General features: G+C 72.6%; 14 protein-coding genes and 1 pseudogene. 11 read left to right on the top strand and 4 right to left on the bottom strand.

Translation table 11 applies throughout. The features are described from left to right. The first annotated feature begins 5 nt into the window (after nt 1-5). From ACLJWH_RS28155 to ACLJWH_RS28130, 6 genes are all read left to right on the top strand, one after another. Nucleotides 6-1,097 carry a hypothetical protein gene (locus tag ACLJWH_RS28155; RefSeq protein WP_411144569.1) on the top strand — a complete coding sequence of 364 codons (1,092 nt, stop codon included), beginning with the start codon at nt 6-8 and terminating at the stop codon, nt 1,095-1,097. A 1,768-nt stretch (nt 1,098-2,865) separates the two neighbouring features. Next, a complete protein-coding gene (locus tag ACLJWH_RS28150) occupies nt 2,866-6,915 on the top strand; it encodes a Pls/PosA family non-ribosomal peptide synthetase (RefSeq protein WP_411144568.1) in 4,050 nt (1,349 codons plus the stop codon). 87 nt (nt 6,916-7,002) lie between these two features. Continuing rightward, the gene (locus ACLJWH_RS28145; protein WP_411144567.1) at nt 7,003-8,403 is read left to right on the top strand and encodes an aspartate aminotransferase family protein; all 1,401 of its coding nucleotides are present in this window, start codon (nt 7,003-7,005) and stop codon (nt 8,401-8,403) included. A gap of 152 nt (nt 8,404-8,555) precedes the next feature. Then, nucleotides 8,556-9,818 carry an aspartate kinase gene (locus tag ACLJWH_RS28140; RefSeq protein WP_411144566.1) on the top strand — a complete coding sequence of 421 codons (1,263 nt, stop codon included), beginning with the start codon at nt 8,556-8,558 and terminating at the stop codon, nt 9,816-9,818. 176 nt (nt 9,819-9,994) lie between these two features. Beyond that, nucleotides 9,995-11,224, top strand: coding sequence for a DUF418 domain-containing protein (locus ACLJWH_RS28135; RefSeq protein WP_411144565.1), 1,230 nt, complete (start codon nt 9,995-9,997; stop codon nt 11,222-11,224). Nucleotides 11,225-11,524: 300 nt separating this feature from the next. After that, a complete protein-coding gene (locus tag ACLJWH_RS28130) occupies nt 11,525-12,469 on the top strand; it encodes a trypsin-like serine peptidase (protein WP_411144564.1) in 945 nt (314 codons plus the stop codon). Between the two features lie 79 nt (nt 12,470-12,548). Here ACLJWH_RS28130 and ACLJWH_RS28125 read toward each other — a convergent pair whose 3' ends face one another. Together ACLJWH_RS28125 and ACLJWH_RS28120 are read right to left on the bottom strand one after the other, a co-directional pair. Further along, entirely contained in the window at nt 12,549-14,012 is a 1,464-nt protein-coding gene (locus ACLJWH_RS28125; RefSeq protein WP_411144563.1) for an SDR family NAD(P)-dependent oxidoreductase, read from the bottom strand. 377 nt (nt 14,013-14,389) lie between these two features. Then, nucleotides 14,390-15,118 carry a TetR/AcrR family transcriptional regulator gene (locus ACLJWH_RS28120; protein WP_411144562.1) on the bottom strand — a complete coding sequence of 243 codons (729 nt, stop codon included), beginning with the start codon at nt 15,116-15,118 and terminating at the stop codon, nt 14,390-14,392. A gap of 108 nt (nt 15,119-15,226) precedes the next feature. Between ACLJWH_RS28120 and ACLJWH_RS28115 the strand changes: the two genes are divergently transcribed. The 5 genes and pseudogenes from ACLJWH_RS28115 to ACLJWH_RS28095 all read left to right on the top strand — a co-directional run. Next, entirely contained in the window at nt 15,227-16,156 is a 930-nt protein-coding gene (locus tag ACLJWH_RS28115; RefSeq protein ID WP_411144561.1) for an alpha/beta fold hydrolase, read from the top strand. A gap of 149 nt (nt 16,157-16,305) precedes the next feature. Next, nucleotides 16,306-17,307 carry a GNAT family N-acetyltransferase gene (locus ACLJWH_RS28110; RefSeq protein ID WP_411144560.1) on the top strand — a complete coding sequence of 334 codons (1,002 nt, stop codon included), beginning with the start codon at nt 16,306-16,308 and terminating at the stop codon, nt 17,305-17,307. Between the two features lie 30 nt (nt 17,308-17,337). Further along, nucleotides 17,338-18,204: a GyrI-like domain-containing protein gene (locus tag ACLJWH_RS28105; RefSeq protein ID WP_411144559.1), complete on the top strand. Its 867-nt coding sequence runs from the start codon at nt 17,338-17,340 to the stop codon at nt 18,202-18,204. Between the two features lie 169 nt (nt 18,205-18,373). Further along, nucleotides 18,374-19,333 (top strand): NAD-dependent epimerase/dehydratase family protein, encoded by a 960-nt coding sequence (locus ACLJWH_RS28100; protein ID WP_411144558.1) that lies wholly within the window; start codon nt 18,374-18,376, stop codon nt 19,331-19,333. 143 nt (nt 19,334-19,476) lie between these two features. Beyond that, nucleotides 19,477-20,251, top strand: a pseudogene (locus ACLJWH_RS28095) (transposase family protein); the annotation flags it as partial. A 614-nt stretch (nt 20,252-20,865) separates the two neighbouring features. On the opposite strand, the gene ACLJWH_RS28090 reads toward ACLJWH_RS28095, so the two are convergent. Continuing rightward, entirely contained in the window at nt 20,866-22,782 is a 1,917-nt protein-coding gene (locus ACLJWH_RS28090) for an ABC transporter ATP-binding protein (protein WP_411144557.1), read from the bottom strand. After that, the gene (locus ACLJWH_RS28085) at nt 22,779-24,641 is read right to left on the bottom strand and encodes an ABC transporter ATP-binding protein (RefSeq protein WP_411144556.1); all 1,863 of its coding nucleotides are present in this window, start codon (nt 24,639-24,641) and stop codon (nt 22,779-22,781) included. Before ACLJWH_RS28085 ends, ACLJWH_RS28090 begins: the two co-directional genes overlap by 4 nt. Between the last annotated feature and the right edge of the window lie 141 nt (nt 24,642-24,782).

Below are 24,782 nucleotides of genomic sequence, written 5' to 3'. Positions count from 1 at the left end.
CGGGTGTGCGGACAGGCAAAGCGCTGGCGGCACTGGAGAGCGAGAACGAGAAGACCCGCGATGAGCTCGGCAAAAAGATCGACGCCGTCACCGACGCCGTCCAGCAGGTCCGCGATGAGATCCGGGACAGCCGTTTGAACCGGCTGTCGGAACTGCACTCCGAACTCCGCGACGAGGTGGACGCAGCGCATAAGCGGGCCGACGGGATGGCCAACACCGTCTCCGCGCTGCGCCTGGAGCTCCAGCGTCTCCAGAGAGACGTCGGCGCCCTGCGACAGGCCGCCCATGCCCGGGGCGCCACGGCCACCGGCCCCAGCCACGCGGAGCCCGCCCCCACCCCACCGGATACGGCCGCACCGGCCACGGCCCCGCCCGACACGGCAGCCGGCATCCACCCATGCGAACCGGACGCCGCCGCTGACGCCGCGTCGCCATCCCGCGCCGGGGACACGTCGCCACCCGGCGCCCCGGCCGCTCCCGTGCCCTGCACCGATGCCCCTTCCCGCCCCGGCCAGGGCAGCAGCCCCGCCGGCACCACCGCCACACCCGCACCGGAGGACACCGTGCCGCCCACCCCCGACCCGCACCACGTACCCGCCGAGCCCGCCGCCCCGACCGCTCCGGACGCGGCGGAACAGGCGCACCACAAGCATCTGCTGGCCGCGGCGCGGGTCGCCTCCGTACTGCTGACCTGTCACCGCGACACCTGGGAATTCGTCATCGGCCAGACCGGCGACCAGCCGCATTTCCGCTTACCTCCCCAGGTCACCGACGCGGGCGACGGCCGCATCCAGGCCGCGCTGTCCGGCCGTTCCCTCATCGCCGTCCTGCTCACCCTGTGGAAGACCCGGGCCCGTAACACCTTCGATGCCGACTGGGCTCTCGCGCACACCCTCTACACCCGGGTCACCGACAATCTCACCGCGCTGACCCCCTGCGGCGGCCAAGTCGCCATCACCCTCGACGACCGCACCCCCATCACCGTCAGCCGGCCCGTCGAGGACCCGTGCGCCGACGTCGCCCGTCCCGCCGGCGAGCCCGCCGCGCAGGGCCCCACCGCGCACGACGACACGAACGGCCGCCAGGAACACGCCTGACGATGCGCCCGCGGGGTGCCCGCGCTCTCCCCACGGGGTGCGGCGCGGGCACCCCGCAGGTTCGCCGTCGCGCGCGGGGCAGGCCCGTCCCCGGTACCGGCCGGGGCGAGAGCTGTGACCGGGGCGAGAACGACGGCCGGGGTGAGTACGGCGGCCGCACGCGGACGGCACGGCGTGGCGGGATCTCCCCCACTACGGGTGAGTCCGCCCGTCCACACAGGTCCCGCCGATCCCACCGGCCTACAGATCCCCCAGGCCCCCGGCTGCCCGCGTGGACCGGCCGGGCCGGCAGGACGTCACACCCGCTTACCGGCCGCGATACACGCCACACGACGTCCAACTCCCCCTTTTCCAGCACCCGTTCACCGCTACCGCATACGGCCGCGGCGCGCGTGGGTGTGCGGGGCACAGGCGCGCCGTACCGGTCCGCTACGCGCGTGGACCGCGGGTGCCGACGGATACCGAGAGACGTCCGCACTCCGGACGGCGGAAGGCGGGGCCGGAATCGCCCGCAGGTCAACGATGCCGGCGTCGCGCCATTAAAAGCCGGGCCGCCGGGAAAGAGCGAGGGAGGGCCTTTGCCAGTTTTCCGAATCACCGGGGTGACCGGGGGAGAGACTTTACGTGCCCGCCACATATTCAAGACGGGATTCGGTAGAAGCCTGATGCACCGCGGCGTCCAATTTCCGCCTTGACGCCTGATCGACGGGACCGCGAAATGTTACCGGTTGATTTCCTGAGGCGCCATCGGGCGGCCACACATATGTCATGTCCCTGCACAGTCTACGGGTTGACCACCGGCCGGCGGAAGTGCCGTACAGACACCGAGTGATGAGGAGGGAGGTGATCTGTCTGCGGTTTTTGCGCGGCGAGGAGGCTTGCCTCCGGATTGCGGCAGTCGTGGTGGGCGCCGTGCGCGCGCCCGCTTCCCCTGTTGCACCTCACAGCCTCTCCTTACCTTTTGTTGAATACACCCGCGTAGACCGGACGGGGGCGGGGGCGCACTCCGGCCACAATCAGCCAATCGGCGTTGGCGCGGATCTCACTGTTCGCACCCGCACGCTGGACTTAGTTTCCATTTCGACTTGGTGCGCAACTCGTAGGAGGCCGATGCGGAATGTGTTATTCCAGGTAGCGGGTTTCCGTGCAGCTGACGAGCGGCCGCCGGGGTGCGAGCGACGGCGGCCGGCCTGTCAAGTCGGCCGCAGACACTCACAATGCGGCAGGTAGCAGGGCATGGGGCGCGCGAAGGGGGCCCGAGGCGCACGGATTCCGTCCGCGGAGGTTCGGCCGGCGCCAACGGGACGCCGTTCCCCGTACGACAGTTGGGCGTGGTGATCAACGAGTTCTCCGACGCATATGCGGTCCGGAGTACCGCGGATTCCCCGCCTGTGCAGTAGCGAACAGAGGATGATCGGGCCGGGCAAAAGGCAGCCCGTGCCAGAATCCGGTGACGGATTCCGGCAGCTGCTCACCACCCGGACCGGTAACACATCCGCAACATGGGGACCACCGTCCGCAGGGCGTCTGCACCATGCGCGTGGGGCGGAGTTTCCCAAGGGGGCTTCATATGTCGGCCGTGCGGTACAGCGGCAGGCCGGCCGGGGCCGTCAGGCACGTACGGATTGCCGCCGCAACGCTACCGGGCGGGCGGTTTCGAAATGGCTCACGCACATCGAACAACCGTGTGCTGAACAGTGTGCCGCTTACGCGTGAACGCAAGACCAGATAACCAAGGTTGTTGCGAATCCTTCAGGAGAGGTGAGGCATGACAGAAGTAACACCAGCTTCCCGGCCAACGGTTGCGGAAGCCTTCCCGAATTACCCGGATCCGGCGCGTTCCCGTTCGACGCCGCAGGTTCACATTCTCCCGCAATACTTCGAACAGACTTGTGACCGGAATCCGGACGGTATCGCCCTCGTCTGCGAAGAGACGTCGCTCAGCTATGCGGAGCTCGACCGCCGCGCCAACCAGCTGGCGCATCTGCTGCTGGAGCGCGGCATCGGACCTGACCACATGGTCGGCATCCTGCTGGAGCGGTCCGTCGACACCTACGTGGCACTGCTCGGTGTCCTCAAGGCCGGTGCGGCGTACGTCCCGCTCGATCCGTCGTTCCCGGCCGACCGGATGGCTTTCATCGCGCAGGACGCCGAGCTGGGTGCCCTGGTGACGAACTCGGCGCTGGACGACCGTACGCGGGAGGTCGCCTGCCCGGTGGTCGCACTCGACCAGGTGGCGGAGCAGCTCGCGGCCCAGCCGCCGGGCCGTCCCGGAGTCACCGTCGATCCGTCGTCGCCGTGCTACGTCATCTACACCTCCGGCACCACCGGCCGCCCCAAGGGCGTGGCCGTCGCGCATACGAGCATCGTCAACTTCCTGGACGTCGTCACGCCGATCTACCAGGTGGCGGAGCCCGACCGCGTCTACCAGGGGCTGTCGATCGCCTTCGACTTCTCCATAGAGGAGATCTGGCCGGCCTGGATCGCGGGGGCCACGCTGATAGCGGGCCCGGCCGACGACCGGCGGGTGGGACAGGGACTCACCGAATTCCTCACCGAGCACGCGGTCACCGTGCTCTGCTGCGTCCCCACGCTGCTGACCACCATCGAGGCCGAACTGCCCGGTCTGCGCAGCCTGTTGGTGAGCGGGGAGGCGTGCCCGCCCGATCTGGTGCGCCGCTGGGACCGGCCGGGCCGCCGCATCCTCAACGCGTACGGCCCCACCGAGACGACCGTCACGGCGACCTGCGGCGAACTGCTCGCGAACCGGGACGTCACCATCGGCCGTCCGCTGCCGACCTACCGCGTCTACCTCCTGGACGAGCAGCTGCGGCCCGTTCCGGAGGGCGCCAGCGGTGAGATCTGCGTCGGCGGTCCGGGAGTGGCCATCGGGTACGTCAACCGGCCCGAGCTCACCGCCGAGCGGTTCGTGCGCAATCCGGTGGAGCGGGACCGTGCCGAGGTGCCGCGGATCTACCGCACCGGCGACCTGGGCCGGTTCACCCCCAGCGGCGAGATCGAGTACCTCGGCCGCGTCGACACACAGGTCAAGATCCGCGGCTACCGCATCGAACTGGCGGAGATCGAGGAGATCCTGCGCGAGGACCCGGAGATAGAGAACGCGGTGGTCACCCCGCTGGAGCGGGACGGTGTCGTCCAGGATCTGGTCGGCTACGTCACCCCGGCCGACCGCGCGAACCCGCCGGACCACGGCGCCCTGCGCGAGCGGGTGCACACCGCGCTACGGCGCCGGCTGCCCGACTACATGATCCCGTCCTTCGTCGAAGTGCTCCCCGCGTTCCCCCTGCTGGCCGCCGACAAGGTGGACCGGTCCGCCCTGCCGGCGCCGGTGTCGCCGCCGCTGGGCCGGCGCTCCGGACCCCCCGTACCCCCGCGGTCGCCGCTGGAGCACCAGCTGGCGGACGTGTGGCAGGAGGTCCTGGGCGGTACGGAGATCTCGGTCGAGGACGACTTCTTCTGCGATCTGGCCGGCCATTCCATGGCCGCGGCCCGGCTGATCTCCAAGCTGCGGCAGCAGCCGGCGTTGCAGGGCGTGGCCATGGGAGACCTCTACGCCCACCCCACCGTCCGCGGGCTGGCCGCCTTCCTCGAAGCCGAGGCCGCGACGCCGGACGAGCAGCCCGCCGACGCCGCCGCCACGCCACCCCCCAGGCGGCATTCCACCGCGCGCGTCCTGGGCTGCGGACTGGTCCAACTCGGCTCGCTGTACGTGTGGTTGCTGGCCATGGGCCTCCCGGTGATCGTCCTCCTCTACCGGCTGTGCGTCGCGCTGGACGCACCCGTCCAGGGGCTGGCCGCCGGCACCCCGCTGGACTTCCTGGCGCATCTCGATGTGCCGGCGTTCGTGGTGCTGGAGGTCGTCTGGCTGGTGTTCAGCATCGCCGTACTGCCCGTGCTCGGCGGCCGCCTGCTGATGCGCGGGGTGCGCCCGGGGTGGTATCCGCTGTGGGGCGCGACCTATCTGCGGTTCTGGATGTACGGCAAGGTGCTCGCGCTCTCGCCGCTCGCCGTGCTGGCCGGGTCCCCGCTGCTGCCGCCGTATCTGCGGCTGCTCGGGGCCAGGATCGGCCGCGGCTGCCACCTGTCCTCGCCCGTGGGACTGCCGGCGTTCGTGGAGATCGGTGACGGAACGAGCATCGGCTACGGCGCGCGCGTCCAGCCCTACATCGTCGAGGGCGGCTGGCTGCGGCTGGCTCCGGTCCGTTTCGGCGCCGGCAGTTACCTGGGGACGAACAGCGTCGTACTGCCCGGTGCCGAGCTGGGCAGCGGGGCCACCGTCGGCGAGCAGTCGCTCGTCCCGGCGGACCAGGTCGTACCGGCGGACGAGCACTGGTCCGGCTCGCCGGCCACCCGGCAGCCCGCCGTACCGCCCCTGCTGGCGGCGCTCGCCGCCGACCCCGACGAGCGCCGCTGGCCGGCCGGGGTACTGGCCGGGTTCGTCGCGGGAGCGCTGCTGCTGACCCTGGCTCCGCTGCTGGTCCTCGCGCCGAGCACGGTGCTCGTCGCCTATGTGGTCGCCGACCACGGGCTGCTCTGGGGATTCGCCTCCCTGGCCGTGGCCGGGCCGCTGGTCGCGCTGACCACCTGCCTGCTCGTCCTCTTCCTCAAGCGGGTCGTACTGCCGTCGGTGCGGCCGGGGATCTATGCCGAGCGCAGCGGTTTCGGGGTGCGCAAGTGGTTCGGTGACGGTCTGATGACGCTGAGCCTGACAGCGACCCACGCGCTGTACTCCACCCTCTATCTCGTGCCGTTCCTGCGCCTGCTGGGCGCGCGGACCGGCCGCTGGTCGGAGGTGGCGACCGTCAGCTTCGTCGATCCCGACATGCTCGTCATCGGGGAGCGCAGCTTCGTGGCCGATGTCGCCGTCGTGGCTCCGGCCGTCTTCCACCGGGGGCGCATCTCGGTGGCTCCGGGAGAGGTGGGACAGCGGAGCTTCGTCGGCAACGGGGCCCTGGTGCCCGGCTCCTCGCGGCTGGGGGACAACAGCCTGCTGGGGGTGCACTCCGTGGCGCCGTCCCGGCCGATCGATCCCGAGACGACCTGGCTGGGCTCACCGGCGATCTTCCTGCCCCGGCGGGAGGAGAGCCAGAAGTTCCCCGCCAAGCTGACCTACGACCCCAGTCGCGCGCTCATCGCCGCGCGGCTGGCCATCGAGTTCTTCCGGGTGACCCTGCCGGCCACGATCGGCGGGCTCAGCACGCTGGCCGGTCTCTGCGCCTCGGTGCTCCTGGCCGAGTCCGCCCCGCCGTGGCTGGTGTTCCTCCTCGGCCCGGCGCTGGTGCTGGGCTCCGCGGTGGCCTCGACCCTGCTGGTGGTACTGCTCAAGTGGCTGGTGATCGGCCGCTACCGGCCGCGCGTGGAGCCGCTGTGGAGCGTCTGGGTACGGCGCACCGAACTCATCACGGGACTGTTCGAGAACCTCGTCGTCCCCTCGCTGCTCAACTTCCTCACCGGCACCCCCTGGATGGGCTCGGTCATGCGGCTGTTCGGTGCCCGTATCGGCCGCCGGGTCTGGCTCTCCACGACCTACCTGACCGAGTTCGACCTGGTGGAGGTGGGCGACGACGCCGCGGTGGGCGAGGTCACCTCATTGCAGACCCATCTGTTCGAGGACCGGGTGATGAAGATGTCGCACGTCAAGGTGGCGGCGGGCAGTTCCATCGGCATCCGCTCCGTCGTCCTCTACGACGCGGAGGTCGGCGCGGGCACGTCCCTGGACGCGATGTCACTGGTCATGAAGGGCGAGAGCCTGCCGGCCGGCAGCCGCTGGCGCGGCATACCGGCCCGGCGCTGCTGAGCCGCACACAACCGTTCCGCACCGGGGCGACACCACCGTGCCTCCCCTGTTCCACCCCGCTCCTCCACACCCCCGCAGGAGACTGTCATGACAACCGTTGACCATCCGGGCACCTGGACCGGGCCCCGCGTACAAGGCGAGCTGCCCGGCCCCCGTTCGGCCCGGTTCCTCGCCCGCCAGCAGCAGTCGGAGTCCAACGCCCGCGCATATCCCCGGCGCCTGCCCATCGCCCTGGCCGAAGGCTCCGGCAGCTTCGTCACCGACGTCGACGGCAACGTCTTCATCGACTTCCTCGCCGGCGCCGGTGTGCTCTCCCTGGGGCACAACCACCCCGAGCTGGTACGGGCCGTGACCAAGCAGCTCGGCCGGCTCACCCACGGCCTCGACTTCCCCACCCCGGCGAAGGACGCGTTCACCGAGGCCCAGCTGTCGATGCTCCCGCCCGGTATGCGGGACCGGATGAAGCTGCACTTCTGCGGGCCGACGGGGGCCAACGCGGTCGAAGCCGCGCTCAAGCTGTGCAAGACCGCGACCGGCCGGGGCGACATCGTCTCCTTCCAGGGCGGGTTCCACGGCAGCAGCCACGCCGCGATGGCGCTGACCGGCCTCGTGTCGCAGAAGCAGCCGGTCGCCAACGGCATGCCCGGCGTGCACTTCTTCCCGTACTCCTACTGCTCCCGCTGCCCGGTCGGGCTGTCCCCGGACACCTGCGCGACCAACTGCGTCACCCTCCTCGAAAACGCGCTGAACGACGCGAACGGCGGCATCCCGCTGCCGGCCGCGGTGGTCCTGGAGATGGTGCAGGGCGAGGGCGGAATCGTGCCCGCCCGCCCGGACTTCGTCCGGCGGGTACGCGAGCTGACCCGCGCCCTCGACATCCCGCTGGTGGTCGACGAGGTGCAGACCGGCTGCGGGCGCACCGGCACCTGGTTCGCCTTCGAGCAGTACGACATCGAGCCCGATGTCATCATCGCCTCCAAGGCGCTGAGCGGCATCGGCACCCCGGTCGCCCTCATCATCTACGACCGGCGGCTGGACACCTGGGCGCCGGGCGCGCACTCCGGCACCTTCCGGGGCAATCAACTGGCCTTCGCGGCAGGCGTGGAGGCGATCCGTGTCATCCACCGCGACGATGTGCTGGGCAATGTCTCCGCACGCGGTGACCAGATCGCCGACCGGCTCGCGGTACTGACCCGGCTGCCCTGGGTGCGCGAGGTCCGGGGCCGCGGCCTGATGTGGGGCATCGAGCTGGCCGATCCGGGCACCGGGCGGCCCGCGGGCTCCCTGGCGGCCGCGGTGCAGGCACACGCCCTGCGGCAGGGGCTCATCGTGGAGCTCGGCGGCCGGGACGACGGTGTCGTACGGATGCTGCCGCCGCTCAATGTCACGGCGGAGGTCGTCGACACCGCCTGCACGATCCTGCTGGCCGCGGTCGAGGACAGCTGCCGGGCGCTCTCCGCCCCTGCCCGGCCGGCCGAAGGCCGTTGACGTGCCGGCCCCCGGGGCGCCGTCGCGCGCCGCGGGCGGCCGGCCCCGCACGGGGCGGCCGCCCGGCGGGCACCGGCGTCCGCTCCCCCGGCTCCGCCCCGTGCTCCCCCGCCCCGCACGTGCCGGACAACCTCCCAAGGAGGTCTGATCACATGGCTCTCATCGTCCAGAAGTACGGCGGCTCCTCGGTGCACGACGTCGAACGGATCACCCGGGTCGCCGAACAGATCGTCGCCACCCGAAAGGCGGGGCACGACCTCGTCGTCGTGGTGTCCGCGATGGGTGACACCACCGACAAACTCCTCGATCTGGCCCGGCAGGCGGCCCCGCTGCCGGTGCCACGCGAACTGGACATGCTGCTGACGGCCGGCGAACGCATCTCCCATGCGCTGGTCGCCATCGCCATCCACGCCCTCGGCGGCCAGGCATGCTCCTTCTCCGGCCCGCAGGCCGGCGTGCTCACGACGTCGGCGCACGGCCGGGCACGGATCATCGATGTCGTACCGAACCGGGTACGGCAGATTCTGGACCGCGGCCAGGTCGCGGTGGTGGCCGGATTCCAGGGCCTCAGCCGGGACACCGAGGAGATCACCACACTGGGGCGCGGCGGTTCGGACACCACTGCGGTCGCACTGGCCGCCGCGCTCAAGGCCGATGTCTGCGAGATCTACACGGACGTCGACGGGGTCTACACCGCGGATCCGCGGATCGTGCCGGCCGCCCGGAAGCTGGACGTCGTCCCCTACGACGTCATGCAGGAGATGGCGGCGGCCGGTACCAAGGTGCTCGCGCTGCGCAGTGTGGAGTACGCCCGGTGCCACGGGGTGCCCCTGCACGTCCGTTCCTCGTTCCACCGCGAACCGGGGACCATGGTGACCGGCACGGCGAAGGCCCCGTCCGCCGAGCGGGCGGCGCTCACCGGTATCGCGCACGACCGTTCCGGTGCGCGGCTCACGGTGACGGGCGTACCGGACCGCGACGGGCTCGCGGCTCGCGTGCTGCGGAGCGTCGTCGACGCCCAGGGTGATGTCGACATCGTCGTCCGGAACGCCTCGGCGGCGGACGGCCACAGCGACCTCACCATCGTGCTGTCCGGGGAGAGCGGGCCCGCCGCGGTGGCCGCGCTGGAGGAGCAGCGCACGGACCTCGGCTTCGCCCGGCTGGCGTACGACGAGGGCGTCGGCAAGGTCTCCCTCGTCGGCAGCGGAATCCGCACGCTGCCCGGCGTGACGGCGGCCTTCTGCGCGGCGCTGGCGGCGGCGGGGATCGGCGTCGACACCATGACCACCTCCGAGCTGCGCATCTCGGCGCTGTGCGGCGCGGCCCAGCTCGACGACGCGGTGCGCGCGCTGCACGATACGTTCGACCTCGCCACACCGCAGGGGGCGCTCGTCGGCGCGGGTTCCGGGCGGTGACACCGGCGCCGGGCGGCCTGTTCCGGGGGCCGCCCGGAGCCAGGCCGGAGCCGGGCCGGAGCCGTCGTCGTCCAGGCGTACGGGCGCGGGACGGCGGGATGGCCGGCTGCCCAACCGTCGCCCAAATTCCCCGTAAATCACCGCCGTTCGGGGCGCGCACGGTCAACGCTTGAGCCATGACACAGAACACCTCCCCGCCGGAGCAGCAGGCCCCGGCCGCCCCACCGCTCCGCGACGGCCCGCCGACGGCGGCGACGGCCCGGCTGATCGGCGTGGATCTCGCCCGTGGCGTCGCCATCTTCGGGATGTACGCCGCTCATGTCGGCCCGGACCCGTCCGTAGGCGGGCCGGTCGGCTTCCTCCTGGAGCTGTCGCACGGCCGGCCGTCCGCGCTCTTCGCCCTCCTGGCCGGCTTCTCGCTCGTCCTCCTGACCGGCCGTCAGGCACCCAGGACCGGGCGGGCCGGCCGCCAGGCCGTCGCCCGGGTCCTGATCCGTTCGGCCGTCCTGCTCGCGCTGGGCACCGCGCTCACCATGGCCCACACCCCGGTCGATGTCATCCTCGCCTCGTACGGCCTGTTCTTCGTCCTCGCTCTCCCGCTGCGCCGGCTGCGCCCCGGGACCCTGGCGGGGCTCGCCGCCGGCAGTGCGCTGGTCCTGCCGCAGGTGCTGTACGTGGTGCGGTACTCGATCGACGGCGGCACCTGGGCCGAGGCGGTGACCGCCGTCGATCCGCTCGCCCTGATCAGCGGTACGGACGGCGTCCTCGGCCTCTTCTTCACCGGCACCTATCCGGTGCTGACCTGGATGCCCTTCGTACTCGCCGGGATGGCGGTGGCGCGGCTCGACCTGTCCTCGACGGCCGTCCGCGTCCGGCTGGCCCTGACCGGCGGCTGCCTCGCCGTCGTCGGCTACGGGGGTTCCTGGCTGGCGCTGCATCTGCTCCCCGACGCCGTCTCGGCCATCGGCGATGCCGGGGACGGGTCCGGTTCCGCCCTGTCGGCGTGGTGGTCCGACGGCATCGGCGACCCGACGCACTCCACGTCCGCCTGGCTGCTGGTGGCCTCCCCGCACAGCGAGACCACGCTCTCGGTGCTGGGCAACGGCGGCGTCGCCATCGCGGTCCTGGCCGCCTGCCTGGCCGCCGCCGACAAGCTGCCCCGCTTCCGGCAACTGGCCCGGCCGGTCATCGTGGTGGGCACGATGTCCCTGACCGCCTACGTCTTCAACGTCGTCGGGATCTGGGCCCTGCACATCAGGGAGGTGCCCGGCTCGCCGCTGTCCCTGCTGCTCTGCTTCGCCGTGGCCATCACCCTGCTGGCCCTGGCGTGGTCACGTTACTTCCGCCGCGGGCCGCTCGAATCCCTCCTGCACCGCGCCACCGGTGTCGCCCGCCACGTCAGATAGCGCGACGGGACCCGGGCGCGCCCGGCCGCGGACGACTAAGCGCGGCGCGGGAGTGGAAAACATGGAGACGGGGCGGCGTTCGGCGGTGCCGGCGGACGGTCCCGCCGGGGCACCGAACCGATGACCGAGGGGTCCGACTCGCCGGTGCGGCACGCGGTTTGTTCTCGTCCGGTTCGGATGGCCGCCGGCCCGCATTCCGACACGGTCCGCTCGCCGGGCACCCGGCCGTAGCACGATGGCACGCTCACCCCACCCGTCTCCCCCGTTCCGTACGTCGCGCCCTCAGGAGGAACCCCGACCATGAACAGACCCGTTGCCGTGCGCGGCCGCGTCCCCCTGCTGCTCGCCGCCCTGCTGCTCGGACTGTCGCTCACCGCCCTGCCCGGTCCGCCCGCGCACGCGGCCCAGGCGCCGGGCCCCGCCGCCGCGGACGACGCGTACTGGACTCCGCAGCGGATGCGCGCCGCCGAACCGGCCGCCGTCGCGCGCGGTGCGCGCCCGGCGCGTCCGGCGGCGGATACCCCGCCGAGCCACCCGTTCGACGGTCTCCCGGCGGTGGGGACGTTCTTCTGGACGGACAGCACCGACACCGGCCGGTTCTGCGGCGGAACGGTCGTACGCAGTCCGCATCGCGATCTCGTCGTCACCGCCGGGCACTGTCTGCGCTCCCCCGACCCGAAGCGGCATCTGTCGTTCGTGCCGCAGTATCACGACGGCCTCAAGCCGCACGGCATCTACCCCGTCGACCGCGTCTACCTCGACCAGCGGTACTACGACCTGGGAACGTCCGGGGGTGCCCGCTGGGACTACGCGGTCGTGCGGCTCGGGGCGCGCGAGGACGGGGCCGTGGTGGAGGAGGTGACCGGCGGCTACGACCTGCTCCCGTACCCGGGGTACAGCCACCGGAACGTACGGCTCATCGGCTACCCGGGCAGCAGCGACACCACGTATCCCAAGCCGCTGGACTGCGCCTCCGCCACCCACCGGTACACGAGCACCGATCCCGCCGCCCCCGGCGACTTCCTGGAGATCGCCTGCGCGGGCTATATCGGCGGCACGTCCGGCGGACCGTTCCTGGTACGGGACTTCACCGGATACGCCCTGATCGGCGTCATCGGCGGCTATCACACGGGCGGTGACTTCCCGGACGTCTCCTACAGCTCGTACTTCACCTTCGACACGCTGGCGCTCTATCTGCACGCCGTCCGCGGCGACACCCCTGCCGCGCCGCGCCAGGCCGGGTAGTCGCGGAACGGCGGCGCGGCCGGTACGCCGGACCGGCCGCGCGGACCGGCGGGGGCGTGCCACGGCCGCCCCCGCTGGCTCACCAGGCCGTGGGCGCGTAGTCCTTCAGGAAGCAGCCGAAGAGGTCCTCACCGAGTTCGCCGCGGACGATCGGGTCGTAGACCCGGGCCGCGCCGTCGACCAGGTCGAGCGGGGCGTGGAAACCCTCGTCGGCCAGTCGCATCTTGTCGGGGTGCGGGCGCTCGTCGGTGATCCAGCCGGTGTCCACGGCGGTCATGAGGATGCCGTCGGTCTCCAGCATCTCCCGGGCGCTGGTGCGGGTGAGCATGTTCAGCGCCGCCTTGGCCATATTGGTGTGCGGATGCCCCGCTCCCTTGTAGCCGCGGCTGAACTGGCCTTCCATCGCCGAGACGTTCACCACGTACTTCCGGCGCGCGGCGGCCGCGGCCATCGCCGGGCGCAGCCTGCTCACCAGGAGGAAGGGCGCGGTCATGTTGCAGAGCTGGACCTCCAGCAGCTCGACCGGGTCGACCTCGTCCACCTTCTGGATCCAGCTGTTGGTCGCGTGCAGGTCCGGTACGAGCCCGCCCGCGTCGATCGCGGTGCCCGCCTCGATCCGGGCGGGCGAGGCGGAGCCGCTGGTCAGCGCTAGGGCGGTGACGTCTGCCGCGGTCAGCGCGCCCTGCCTGGCCGGCCCGGCGGCGGGCAGGGCCGCGGGGGCACCGCTGCCGAAGTGCCCGATGACGAGGGACGCGGGCAGCTCACCGGCGGGCAGCGGCGCGGACTCGGCCGCGACCAGCTGTCCGTACGCCTCGGGCGACCGGCGGACGGTCTGCGCGGCGTTGTTGATCAGAATGTCGAGGGGACCCTCGGCGCTCACCGCGTCGGCGAGCGAGATCACCTGGGCCGGGTCGCGCAGATCGATCCCGACGATCTTCAGCCGGTGCAGCCATTCCGCGCTGTCCGGCATCGCCTTGAAACGCCGGACCGCGTCGTTCGGGAAGCGGGTGGTGATGGTGGTGTGCGCGCCGTCCCGCAGCAGCCGCAGCGCGATGTACATACCGATCTTCGCCCGGCCGCCGGTGAGCAGCGCGCGGCGCCCGGTGAGGTCCGTCCGGGCGTCGCGGCGCGCCCGGTTCTCCTTGGCACAGTCCGGGCAGAGCTGGTGGTAGAACGCGTCGACCTCGACGTAGCGGGTCTTGCAGATGTAGCAGGACCGGGGCCGTTCCAGGATTCCGGCGATCTCCGTGGTCACCGAGCTGGCGAGGGCCAGGCCCAGGGTCTCGTCGTCGATCCGGTCGGCCGCTCCGGTGGCCGTGGCCTCGGTCACCGCCTTGTCGTTGGCCGTCTTGGCGATGCGGCGCTCCTGCCGGCGGCGCTGCTTCACCGTCCGGTAGATGCCGGCGGTGGCGCGCCGTATGGTGATCGCGTCGGGGTGGTCGAGCGGCAGTGCGTCGAGTTCCTCCAGCACGCTCAGGCAGACCGCCATCCGCTCCACGTCGATACCCGTGCCATCGGCCCGGCCTTCCTCGGTCACCGTCATTTACCGCTGCTGCTTTCCTGGTTTCCAGGTTTCCTGGGATCGTTTGTTCGGATAAAGCTCCGGCGGAACTGTACGTAGCCGCGGGCGGCTCCGCCAAACCGGCCGGAGCCCCGGGCCGCCGGTGACCACGCGATGGCCGCTGCCGGGGGCCGGGCGGCGGGCGCGGACCGCCGCCGGGACGGTCACCCGGGGCGGCGCCCACCCGGAGGGCCAGCCGAGCCGGTCAGCACGCGACGCGGCGTCCCGCCCCACCCGCTGCCCGGCGGTGATCCCACACCCCTCCTCACCGTCCGGCCGGAGGTTCCCCGTGCGCGGCCGGGCGCGGGCGTGCGTACGGACACCGGCACCGTCCACCGAAGGCACGACGGCCTCGCAGGTCAGCGAGGCGGGGCCAGCAGACCGCCCAGCACCCGGGCGAGGGCGGCTTCGTAGCGGTCCGTCTCGTGGTGGTCCGCCTCGTAGCGGTCCGTCTCGATGTGGTCCGCGGGGCCGCCGACGGGCGTGGCGGCTTCGGTGAGGGCCGCGGCGAGCCGGGGGTGTCCGCCTGCTGCGGCGACCTGCCGCAGGTAGGCGGCGTGGTGGCGGGCGGCCGGTTCGCCGCCGCCGAGTTCGTGCTGGACGAACACCGCGGTGAACGCGTTCATCAGGGCGAACGCCTCCAACTTCGCGGCGGCGTCGGCCGGTTGGGCGGCGAGTACGCCGAGGACGTGCTCCAGGACATCGACGCCGTTCGGCCCCAGCACCGGCCTGGCCGTCACCAGGGCCGGGAGCCAGGGGTGCCGTCGCATGATCCGGCGGGCCTGCCGTCCGACCCCGACCAGGTCGGCAAGCCAGTCGCCGGTGGGCTCGGGCAGGTCGTACTCGGCCGCCGTGGAGTCGGTCATCAGGTCGAGCAGATCGTCGCGGGTGGCGACGTAGCGGTAAAGCGAGGCGGCGCCCGTCCCCAGCTCCGCGGCCACCCGGCGCATCGAGACCGCCGCCAGGCCCTCGCGGTCGGCGAGCGCCACCGCGGCGGCGGTGATCTCGGCACGGCTGCGCTCGGCGGGCCGCCCGACCGCCGCCTGTTCGGGACGCATCCAGATCACCATGTCCTGCCGACCGGCCACCCACGCCTCCCACAACCCGTTGTCCGCCCTGCCACCCACTGTTTGCGAACAGCGTACCCGAATGGCTAATGTCATTCGCGAACGACGTTCGCAAACCTAGGAGAGGCCATGTCCCGCCCAGCCCCCGGTCCGGTGCGCTTCGCACGCAACGGCGCCGTCCGGCTCGCCCTCACCGACCACGGCGGCACCGGTGGCGACCCCTTGCTGCTCGTCATGGGGCTCGCCGCCTCGCGCTTCTGGTGGCCGCAGGGGCTGCTCGACGCGCTGGTGGACCGCGGCTTCCACGTGGTGGTCTACGACCAGCGCGACGCCGGCGAGTCCACCCACCTGCCCGGCGCCCCCCGCCGCACCCCGCTCGCCACGCTCTTCCGCCGGCAGCCCCCCGCCTACAGCGCCGAGGACATGACCGACGACGCGGCCGCCGTCATGGACGCCGTCGGCTGGGACTCGGCGCACCTGTTCGGCCACTCCATGGGCGGCCTCCTGGCCCAGCGCATCGCACTGCGCCACCCCGGCCGGGTGCGCAGCGTCACCTCCTCGTCCGCCCTGCCCAGCGATGCGAAGGGCCTGGGCGTACTGCGTTGTCTGCGCCTGGGAACACCGCTGCGGATGGCCAGGATGCGCTTCCCGGAGGGGCGCGACGGCGACCTCGCCCTGGCGCTCGCGGTGGGCCGCGCCCTGGCCTCCCCCGGCTATCCGTTCGACGCGGACGACGTGCGCGACACCGTCGCCCGGGAGGCGGCGCGGGGTATCGCCGGATTTCGCGATCCGGATGCGCAGAGCCGCCAGATAGGCGCCAAGTGGTGCGGCGGGCGCCTCGCCGAACTGCGTCTGCCCGCCCTCGTCCTGCACGGGGAGGGCGACCAGATCCTGCGCACCGCGGCCGCCCGCCGCACCGCGGCGGCCATCCCGGGCGCCAGGCTGGTCACCTTCCCCGGAGTCGGCCACTTCCTGCCGCGCGAAGTCTGGCCGCGCTACGCCGACGAGATCCGGGCACTGGCGGACCACGCGGCCGGAGCCACCACCGCCGCCGCCTGAAGCCGGCCGCCGCACGGCCGTGCCACCGTCCGCGGGAAACGCGGGCGGGCCCGCGCCGTCGGGCGGCGGGACGGCGTAGACGTGGTGCGCGTAAACGTGGTGCGCGTAAACGTGGTGCGCCGTCCGGAACCGCGGGCGCAGAATGCCCCATGCTGTCGGATCACTGGCCCTTGCCGGGGCTGCGCGTGCGGACCGCCCGGCTGGAGCTGCGACTGCCCACCGAGGGCGAGTTGGCGGAACTGGCCGACGTGGCCGCCCAGGGCGTTCACGAGCCGGGCCGGCGGCCGTTCCTGACGCCCTGGACGGATCTTCCGCCGGCCGAGCGGGCGCGCGAGACGCTGCGGCGCCACTGGCACCGGCGCGGCACCTGGACGCCGCAGGACTGGACGCTCGACCTGGCGGTCTTCGTGGACGGCCGCCCGGTGGGTGTGCGGGAAGTGGAGGCCCAGGACTTCGGGATCCTCCGCGAGGTGGGGACCGCGTCCTGGCTCGGCCTCCGGCATCAGGGGCAGGGCATCGGCCGCGAAATGCGTTCGGCCGTACTGCACCTGGCCTTTGCCGGCCTCGGCGCCGAGGAGGCGACGACGATGTCGTACACCGACAACACCGCCCCGCTGCGCGTCTCCGACAAGCTCGGCTACCGGCCTGACGGCATCGCCCGGGACGTCCTGCACGGCAGCGCCGTCGTCTCAGCGGCTGCGCCTGACCCGGGACCGGTGGGAGCTGACGGACCGTCCGGAGGTCACCCTCAGCGGTCTGACGCCCTGCCTGCGACAGTGCGGCCTCGACCAGCCGGAGCAGGTATGAGGCTTACGCGATCCGCCCGGGACGCGGCCGGCCCCTGCCTCGCTCGCTTCCGGCTCCGAGCTGACGTCCCGTGCGACGGCCTCCGTCGCGGAGCCGGCCGGAGCCGGCGGACTGGGCCACGTCCGTTCCGTACGGCGCGCCGAGGCCGGACGCGTCGACGGGATACGGCCCTTCGGCCACACGGCGGTGCTCGCGGAACCGGCCGCCGCTCCCCCGAGAGCGGGGAGCGGCTGCCCCCGGCCGGCGCGGTGGCCCGATCCGGCTGCCCCGCCGCCGGGAGCCGACGGGCCACCCGACCGGAGCGGGCACGGGAAGTCGGGTCCGGCAGGGCGGTCCCTCCCTAACGTGAGTGACCGAAAGGGAAGGAGACCGGGGTGCTGGAGCCGTTGAACCAGACCATGGAGCACATCGAGCGCCATCTCGACCAGCGGATCGAGGTGGCCGAACTGGCCCGGATCGCGGTGACGTCGGAGTACCACCTGCGGCGGCTGTTCTCCGCGCTGGCGGGGATCCCGCTGTCGGAGTACATCCGGCGCCGGCGGCTGACCGTCGCGGGTGCCGAGGTGCTCGCCGGAGAGCGCACCCTGCTGGACGTCGCGGTGTGCTACGGCTACGGCTCGGGCGAGGCGTTCGCGCGGGCGTTCCGTGCCCTGCACGGGGTCGGTCCCGGCGAGGCCAGGCGGACCGGTGCGGCGCTGCGCTCCCAGCCACGGATGTCCTTCCGCCTCGTCGTCGAAGGGAGCACCACCATGCGGTACCGGACAGTGGAGAAGGAGGAGTTCCGTGTGGTCGGCAAGAGGGCTCGGGTCCCCCTCGTCCACGAGGGGGTGAACCCGGCCATCGCCGCGTTCGTCCAGGGCATCGGCCAGGAGACGCTACGGCGTATCGAGGTGCTGTCCGACCAGGAGCCGAAGGGAATCGTCTCGGTGTGCGACAACCTCGCCGACAGCCGGGCGGAGGGCACCGAACTCGACTACTACCACGGCGTCGTGACCCGTTCAGCCGCCCCTGAGGATCTGGACGCCTGCACCGTCCCGGCGGGGACATGGGCCGTCTTCGAGAACTCCGGGCCGTTCCCCCGGACGCTCCAGTATTTGTGGCGGGACGTGTTCACACAGTGGTTCCCGTCGAATCCGTACCGGAGCAGGCCGGGGCCCGAGATCCTGCGCACGCGGCTGTCGCCGGACGCGGCAGAGGCAGAGGCCGAGCTCTGGATTCCCGTGGAGCGGACCGCGGTCTGAGCCCACGGTGGTCCTGGGCCGGCTTCGGCCCAGGACCACCAGGACGCGCGGGAGATGCCGGGCAACGGTGCGGACCGAGCCACGCCGACGCAGCACGCCGAAGCGCCACGCCGCGGCCCGGGGCCACCGCCCGGCGCGCCATACGGAACAGCCCTTAGGGTCGGGCACCATGAAAATTCTCGTACTTGGCGGCACCTCGTTCGTGGGCCGGGCGATCGTGGCGGAGGCGCTGCGTGAGGATGCCGAGGTGACCCTGTTCAGCCGTGGCCGGACCGGCACCGGTCTCTTCCCGGACGTACCGCGGCGCACCGGCGACCGGGACACCGGTGACTACGCGGCGCTGCGCGACGGCAGCTGGGACGCGGCCGTCGACGTCAGCGGGTACGTACCGCGCCATGTCGGGCAGGCGACGGCGGCGCTCGGCGACCGGGTCGGCCGGTACCTGTTCATCTCCAGCAACGCGGTGTACGCCCGGACCGGCGTGGGACCGGGCGCGGACGAGGACGCTCCGCGCCGGCCGCCGGTGCGCGACACCGAGGAGCTCACCGAGGACACCTACGGGCCCCTCAAGGTGGCCTGTGAGGACGATGTGGTCGCCCGGTACGGGGCGCGGGCCACCATCGTGCGGCCGGGGAGGGTCGCCGGGCCGCACGACCCGTCGGACGTGTTCACCTACTGGGTGCGCCGGGCCGCCCGCGGCGGCCGGGTGGCGCTGCCGGGCCGCCCGGAGCAGCCCGTGCAGATCGTCGACTCGCGTGACCTGGCCCGGCTCGTGGTGCGGCTGCTGGCGGACGACCGGCCCGGTGCGTTCCACGCCATGGGCCCGGCCGAGCCCACCACGCTCGGCGGGCTCATCGAGACCTGTGCGCACGTGGCGGGCCGCCGGGTCGAGATCGTGCCGGTGGCGCCCGAGTCGGTCTCGCCGGTGTTGCCGGTGTTGCCGCTGGTGCGGTCGGACTGGCCTTCCCAGCAGCGCAGTACGGCGCGCGCCCGAGCCGCCGGGCTGCCCGCGACCCCGCTGGCGGTGACCGCGGCCGATGTACTGGCCTGGGACCGCGAGCGCGGCGAACCCCCGCTGTCGACCGGGCTGTCCCCGGCACAAGAGGCCGAACTGCTCGCCGGAGCCTGACGACCGGCCCCGTTCGCCACACCGCGGCAAGCGACGCCGCGTCACGTGCCGTGGAACGCCGGACACCAACGACCTGGTGGGTGATTGGGGTGGTGAGGTGGTCGGGCGGCTTGCGGGCGGTGTGATCTGGCGGTGTGGTGATCGTGGTGAACTGTGCGGTGCTTGGGCATCGGGTGCTGGCGGGTCTCTCGCGGCGGGACCTGGTGACCTGGTCGTCGTGCTCGCCTCTGCCTGGCGGGCTGTGGTCGAGGGCCGGCGTCACACCGCCCGTGGAGGTGCGCGTCGCCGCGCCGCCGGAGCAGGGCCCGGTACCGGCTTGTTCGCCGACCGGGTGGCCGCCACGCTGATCCATCTTTGGCACGATCTGCCGCATGCTGTCCTGGCCCTGCTCTTCGGAGTTGACCGGTCGACCGTCAGCCGGGCGATCGCCGAGGCAAGGGGCCTGCTCGCGTCCCGCGGCTTCGCGGTGCCCGATCGTCCGGGGATCCGGCCGCGGACCTGGCGGACGTCTTCGCCTGCGCGCAGGCCAGGGCATAACGCTGCGGCTGGACGCCACCGAGGCCGAGGTCCGCCGGCCCGTCTCCCCTCGCGGCGCAAGGCGGGCCGTCCTCTCCGGCAAGAAGAAGCAGAACACCATGAAGACCACCACCGTGGCGGACGAACGGGGCCGGACCCTCTGGGCGGAAACCTCCGCCCAGCACGGATGCACGACACCACCGCGATACGGGGCGAAAGCATCGACGGCCTCTTGCGTCGGTTCCCGAAGGCCGAAGTGCTCTTGGAATAAGGGTGCTTGGGACTCCGGCGCGACCACCCGGGCAAGGCGATCACCCGCCGAGGAAGCCGAACAAGATCTCACCGCCCGAGGTCCACGAAACCCGCGAACGGGCCCGCCACGAACACTCCTCCCGGCGCGTCCTCGGCATCCTTGCCACATTTGGCAAGAACCCTGTATTACGGCGGTTGTTCGGCGCTCCTGCGCGAGCACAGGCGAAATCCCGCCGCGCGCGGCGGGGTGAGACTGCTTCACCAGGCCCTGGTCGGGTTTGCCGAGCCGGTGAACCGCGCCGGGGAAGTCGAAGTGCCTGCACGGTGGGGTGGCGCGGCCGGTGCTCGCCGGCCGCCGGCCGTCCGGATCACCACGCCGCCTGTTGCCGCCCGGCACGCCGATGGCGGCCGCCGTGCCGTGGCCCCGCCGCCGTCATCGCCATGGGTACGCCGCGGGACTCAGGCAGGACTTGCGCAGCCATTGCTCGTCCAGAGGCCGTCGTTGGCGGGCTGTCGCAGGCGCCGTTGGGAGTAGGCGACGCGGATGACGTGGCATGTGGCCAGTGGACGGTATGTGACTTGATGTTGTTCATGTGGTCGCTTGAAGGTGTGGTGTCCCGGAGTTGAGGCCGGTCGCCGGGACCGGCCGTCCTGGTTCGGAGGAAACTCTTCGCTCCGCCGCCTACCACGGCGTGCACCACCGCTTCGCCGCGTACTCCACCGCCCGGTGCGAGCGCTGTGCGCCCAGCGCCACCTCAGGCGCGTCATCCCGGCGGGGCGGTCCGGCTCGCCCTCCCCGAAGTCGCCGACACCCACGTCGCGTACAAGCGGGAGAACGGCCCGGCCCCGGCGGCCAGGGTGCGCGGGGGGCCGTCCTCGACGATGCGGCCGCCGTCCATGACCAGGACCCGGTCGGCCGACAGCACCGTGGACAGCCGGTGCGCGATGATCACCGCGGTGCGGTCCGCGAGCACCTTGGACAGGGCCACCCGGACCGCGCGTTCGGTCGGGATGTCCAGGCTCGACGTGGCCTCGTCGAGCAGTAGGACGGTCGGGTCGGCGAGGAACGCCCGGGTGAGGGCGACCATTTGGCGCTGGCCCGCCGAGAGCCTGCTGCCGCGCTTGCTGACCTGGGTGTCGTAGCCGTCGGGCAGCGCCTCGATGACCCGGTCGGCGTGGACGGCCGCCGCCGCGGCGCGCAGGTCCTCGCGCGTCGCGTCCGGGCGGGCCAGCAGGAGGTTCTCCGCGATCGTGCCGGTGAAGAGGAAGTTCTCCTGCGTCACCAGGATCACCTCGCGGCGCAGCGTCTCGTCGGGCAGGTCGCGCAGGTCGACGCCGTCGAGCGTCACATGGCCCCCGGAGGGGTCGTAGAACCGGGCGGCGAGCTTGGCCAGGGTGGACTTGCCCGCACCGGTGGCGCCGACGACGGCGACGGTCTGGCCCGCGGGCACGGTGAGGTCGAAGCGCGGCAGGACCGGCGGTCCGGCGGGCGCGTAGCGGAAGTCGACGGCGTGGAAGGCGAGGCGCCCGCGTCCGGGGCGGTCGGCGGGCAGGGCGGCGGGGGCCGTGGGCTCGGGCACGGAGGGTTCGACGGCCAGCAGCGCGGCGATCTTCTCCAGGGCGGTGCTCGCCGCCACGTAGAGGTTGGTGAAGTGCGCCAGCTCGTCCAGCGGGTCGTAGAACTTGCGCAGGTAGAGCACGAAGGCCGTGAGGATGCCGAGCTGGAGGCTGCCCTCCGACAGCCGCCAGCTCCCGATGGCGAGGACGAGGACGAGCGCGGTGTTGCCGACCAGGCGCACCCCGGAGGTGTAGCGCGCGACGAAGCCGAGCGCCTCGGTCTGAGCCTCGAGGAAGTCCTCGTTGAGGGTGTTCATGCGGGCGGCCTTGCGGTGCTCGGCGCGGAAGGTCTGCACCGCCCGGATGCCGCCCAGGGTCTCGCCGAGCTCCGTGAGGATCTCTGCGACGGTGTTGCGCGCCCTGCGGTACGCGCGGCGCGAGCCCTCGCGGAACCAGCGGCTCAGCAACAGGAGGGGGAAGAAGGAGAACAGCACGACCAGCGCCATGGGCACGTCGAGCCAGAGCAGCAGCACGGCGATGCCGGCCACGGTGAGCAGCGAGGTCAGCAGGCCGTCCAGGCTGCCCTCGACCAGGTCGCGCACGGCGTCGATGTCCGCGGTCAGCCGGGAGACGACGCGGCCCGAGGTGTAGGCGTCGTGGAAGGCGACCGGCAGCCGCTGCGCCTGCCGGAAGATGCGCATGCGGAGGTCGTACAGGACGGCCTGGCCGACGGAGCCGGAGATCCGGAAGAAGGCGTAGCGGGCGGCGGCCGACACCGCGGTGCAGACGGCGAACCCGGCGACGCACCACACGAGGGTGCCCGCGCGGCCGTCGGCCGCGCGGGGCACACCGCTGTCGATGGCGCGGGCGATGAGCAGCGGGCCGGCGAGCTGGCCGGCGTTCTCCAGCACCAGCGCGGCGAGGGCCACGCCCGCGCGCCACAGCCAGGGGCGCATGAGGTCGGCGAACAGCCGCCGGGACCGGGCGCGGACGCGGCGCTGGGTGGCCTTGTCGAGGACGGACAGGTCCTCGGCGGCGTCGAGGCCGGGGTACGCCCCGGGGGCCGCGGCGGTGGACGAGGCGTGGGCGGCGGGGCCGTGCGGGGCTCCCGTGGAGGTGGTCACCGCGGCGTCGCCTCCTGCCAGGACTCGGGTGCGGACATGAGGTCCCGGTAGTGGGGACAGCTCGTGAGCAGTTCCTCGTGGGTGCCGACGGCCGTGATCCGCCCGTCGGCGAGGACGGCGACCCGGTCGGCCATCCGCGCGGTGTTGGGGCGGTGGGCGACGACGAGCGCGGTCGCGTCGGTGAGCACGCCGCGCAGGGCCTTCTCCACCTCCGCCTCGGTGTGCAGGTCCAGGGCGGAGAGCGGGTCGTCTAGGACGAGCAGGGCGGGCCTGCCGAGGACGGCCCTGGCGAGGGCCAGCCGCTGGCGCTGGCCGCCGGAGAGGGTGAGGCCCTGCTCGCCGATGCGGGTGTCGAGCCCGTCCGGGCTGAGGGCGTCGGCGAACTCCTCGGCGCGGGCGATGCGCAGGGCCTCACGGAGGGTCTCCTCCGACGCGCCCGGGAGGCCCAGGATGACGTTCTCGCGGATGCCGGCGGAGGAGAGCATCGCGTCCTCGAAGGCGCAGCCGATGCGGGCGCGCAGGTCGTGCAGGGGCATGTCGCGGACGTCCACACCGTCGAGGGTGACCCGGCCTGCCGTCACATCGGTGAGCCGGGGCACGAGGGCGGTCAGGGTGGTCTTGCCGGATCCGGTGGCACCGACGAGCGCCATGGTCTCGCCCGGCCGTACCTCCAGGTCGACGCCGCACAGCAGGGACCGGGGGGCGCCGGGGTACCGGAAGCGGACGTCCTCGAACCGGAGATGGCCGCCGGGTGCCGCAGCCGGCCGCCGGGCCGGCGGCCGCTCCGGCGCGGCGCCGGGATCGCCGTGGGGGGCCGCGGCCGCCCCCCGGCCGTACGCCCGCTCCTCGGGCGGGTCCGTGACGGCCGGGACGCTCTCGCGCAGTTCCCAGTAGCGGTCGCAGGCCGACGCCGCCGTGCTGGTCTCGGACAGGGCCCAGCCGATGCACTCGGTGGGCCAGCGGAGATAGGTGCTGATGGTGATGGCGGCGACGACGTCGCCGAGGGTGAGGCTGCCGTGGATGATGCCGGTGGTGCCGACGCCGAGCAGCCCGGCGATGCCGAGGTCGGGCAAGACGAGCACGGCCGCCGAGAGGGCCGCCATGATGCGGACGATGTGCAGCTCGCTGCCGCGCAGCAGGCGGGCCTGGTCGCGGAAGAGCCCGGTGCGGACGCGGGTGCGGCCGAAGGACTTCAGCAGCCGCATCCCCAGCATGGTCTCCTCGACGATGGTGGTGAGGTCGCCGGACTGGTCCTGGATCCGGCGGGCCACGACCTTGTAGCGGGTCTCGTTGACGTAGGAGATCAGCAACAGCGGTGCGGAGCTGCACAGTCCGACGAGGGCGAGCAGGGGCGCGATGGTGAACAGCAGTCCCAGGCCGACGACGAGCGTCACGCTGTTGACGATCAGGAAGAGCGCGGCGAAGGCCAGGTACTTCCGCAGCGTCACCAGGTCGCCCACGGCCCGGGACAGCAACTGGCCGGTCTGCCAGCGGTCGTGGAAGGCGACGTGCATGCGCAGCAAGTGGTGCAGCAGATCGGCCCGCATGCGCGCCTCGACCAGCGCGGTGGGGCGGGCGATCAGCTTGCGGCGCGCGTAGAAGAGCAGTGCCTCCCCGGCGCCGAGCACGGCCACGAGGGCGATCAGCCAGGGCAGGGCGCCGTAGTCGCGGGTGGTGAACGGGCCGTCGATGACCCGCTGGACCACCAGGGGGATGCCGAGCCCGCACAGCTGCGCGCCCAGGGTCGCGGCGAGCGCTCCCAGGACGGGACGCCGGACGGGTCTCAGGTACGGGGCGAGCCGCCTCAGGGAGGCGAGTGACGAACTTGTTCTGCGGGCGGTGACGGGGTCGGCGCTCAATACGGGGCTCCTCACGCTCTCTTTTCCGCGTCCTCGGCTGCCGCTTCCCAACCTAGCGGCAGATGACGGGACTTCGTGTCGCCGGCACCGCCGCCCGTGCTAGCCTGAGGCGAATTCCGCCGCTATTCTCCGCTGCCGCAC

It is taken from the genome of Streptomyces sp. x-80 (genome assembly GCF_046549095.1).
Lineage (GTDB): Bacteria > Actinomycetota > Actinomycetes > Streptomycetales > Streptomycetaceae > Streptomyces > Streptomyces celluloflavus.
Note: the sequence above shows the minus strand (reverse complement) of the source record. Positions and strands in the feature narration are given on the sequence as shown.

Coding starts and splice junctions, on each gene's coding strand:
- ACLJWH_RS28130 (WP_411144564.1), top strand. CDS start 11,525: ATGAACAGACCCGTTGCCGTGCGCGGCCGCGTCCCCCTGCTGCTCGCC.
- ACLJWH_RS28140 (WP_411144566.1), top strand. CDS start 8,556: ATGGCTCTCATCGTCCAGAAGTACGGCGGCTCCTCGGTGCACGACGTC.
- ACLJWH_RS28110 (WP_411144560.1), top strand. CDS start 16,306: ATGCTGTCGGATCACTGGCCCTTGCCGGGGCTGCGCGTGCGGACCGCC.
- ACLJWH_RS28150 (WP_411144568.1), top strand. CDS start 2,866: ATGACAGAAGTAACACCAGCTTCCCGGCCAACGGTTGCGGAAGCCTTC.
- ACLJWH_RS28115 (WP_411144561.1), top strand. CDS start 15,227: ATGTCCCGCCCAGCCCCCGGTCCGGTGCGCTTCGCACGCAACGGCGCC.
- ACLJWH_RS28100 (WP_411144558.1), top strand. CDS start 18,374: ATGAAAATTCTCGTACTTGGCGGCACCTCGTTCGTGGGCCGGGCGATC.
- ACLJWH_RS28145 (WP_411144567.1), top strand. CDS start 7,003: ATGACAACCGTTGACCATCCGGGCACCTGGACCGGGCCCCGCGTACAA.
- ACLJWH_RS28125 (WP_411144563.1), bottom strand. CDS start 14,012: ATGACGGTGACCGAGGAAGGCCGGGCCGATGGCACGGGTATCGACGTG.
- ACLJWH_RS28135 (WP_411144565.1), top strand. CDS start 9,995: ATGACACAGAACACCTCCCCGCCGGAGCAGCAGGCCCCGGCCGCCCCA.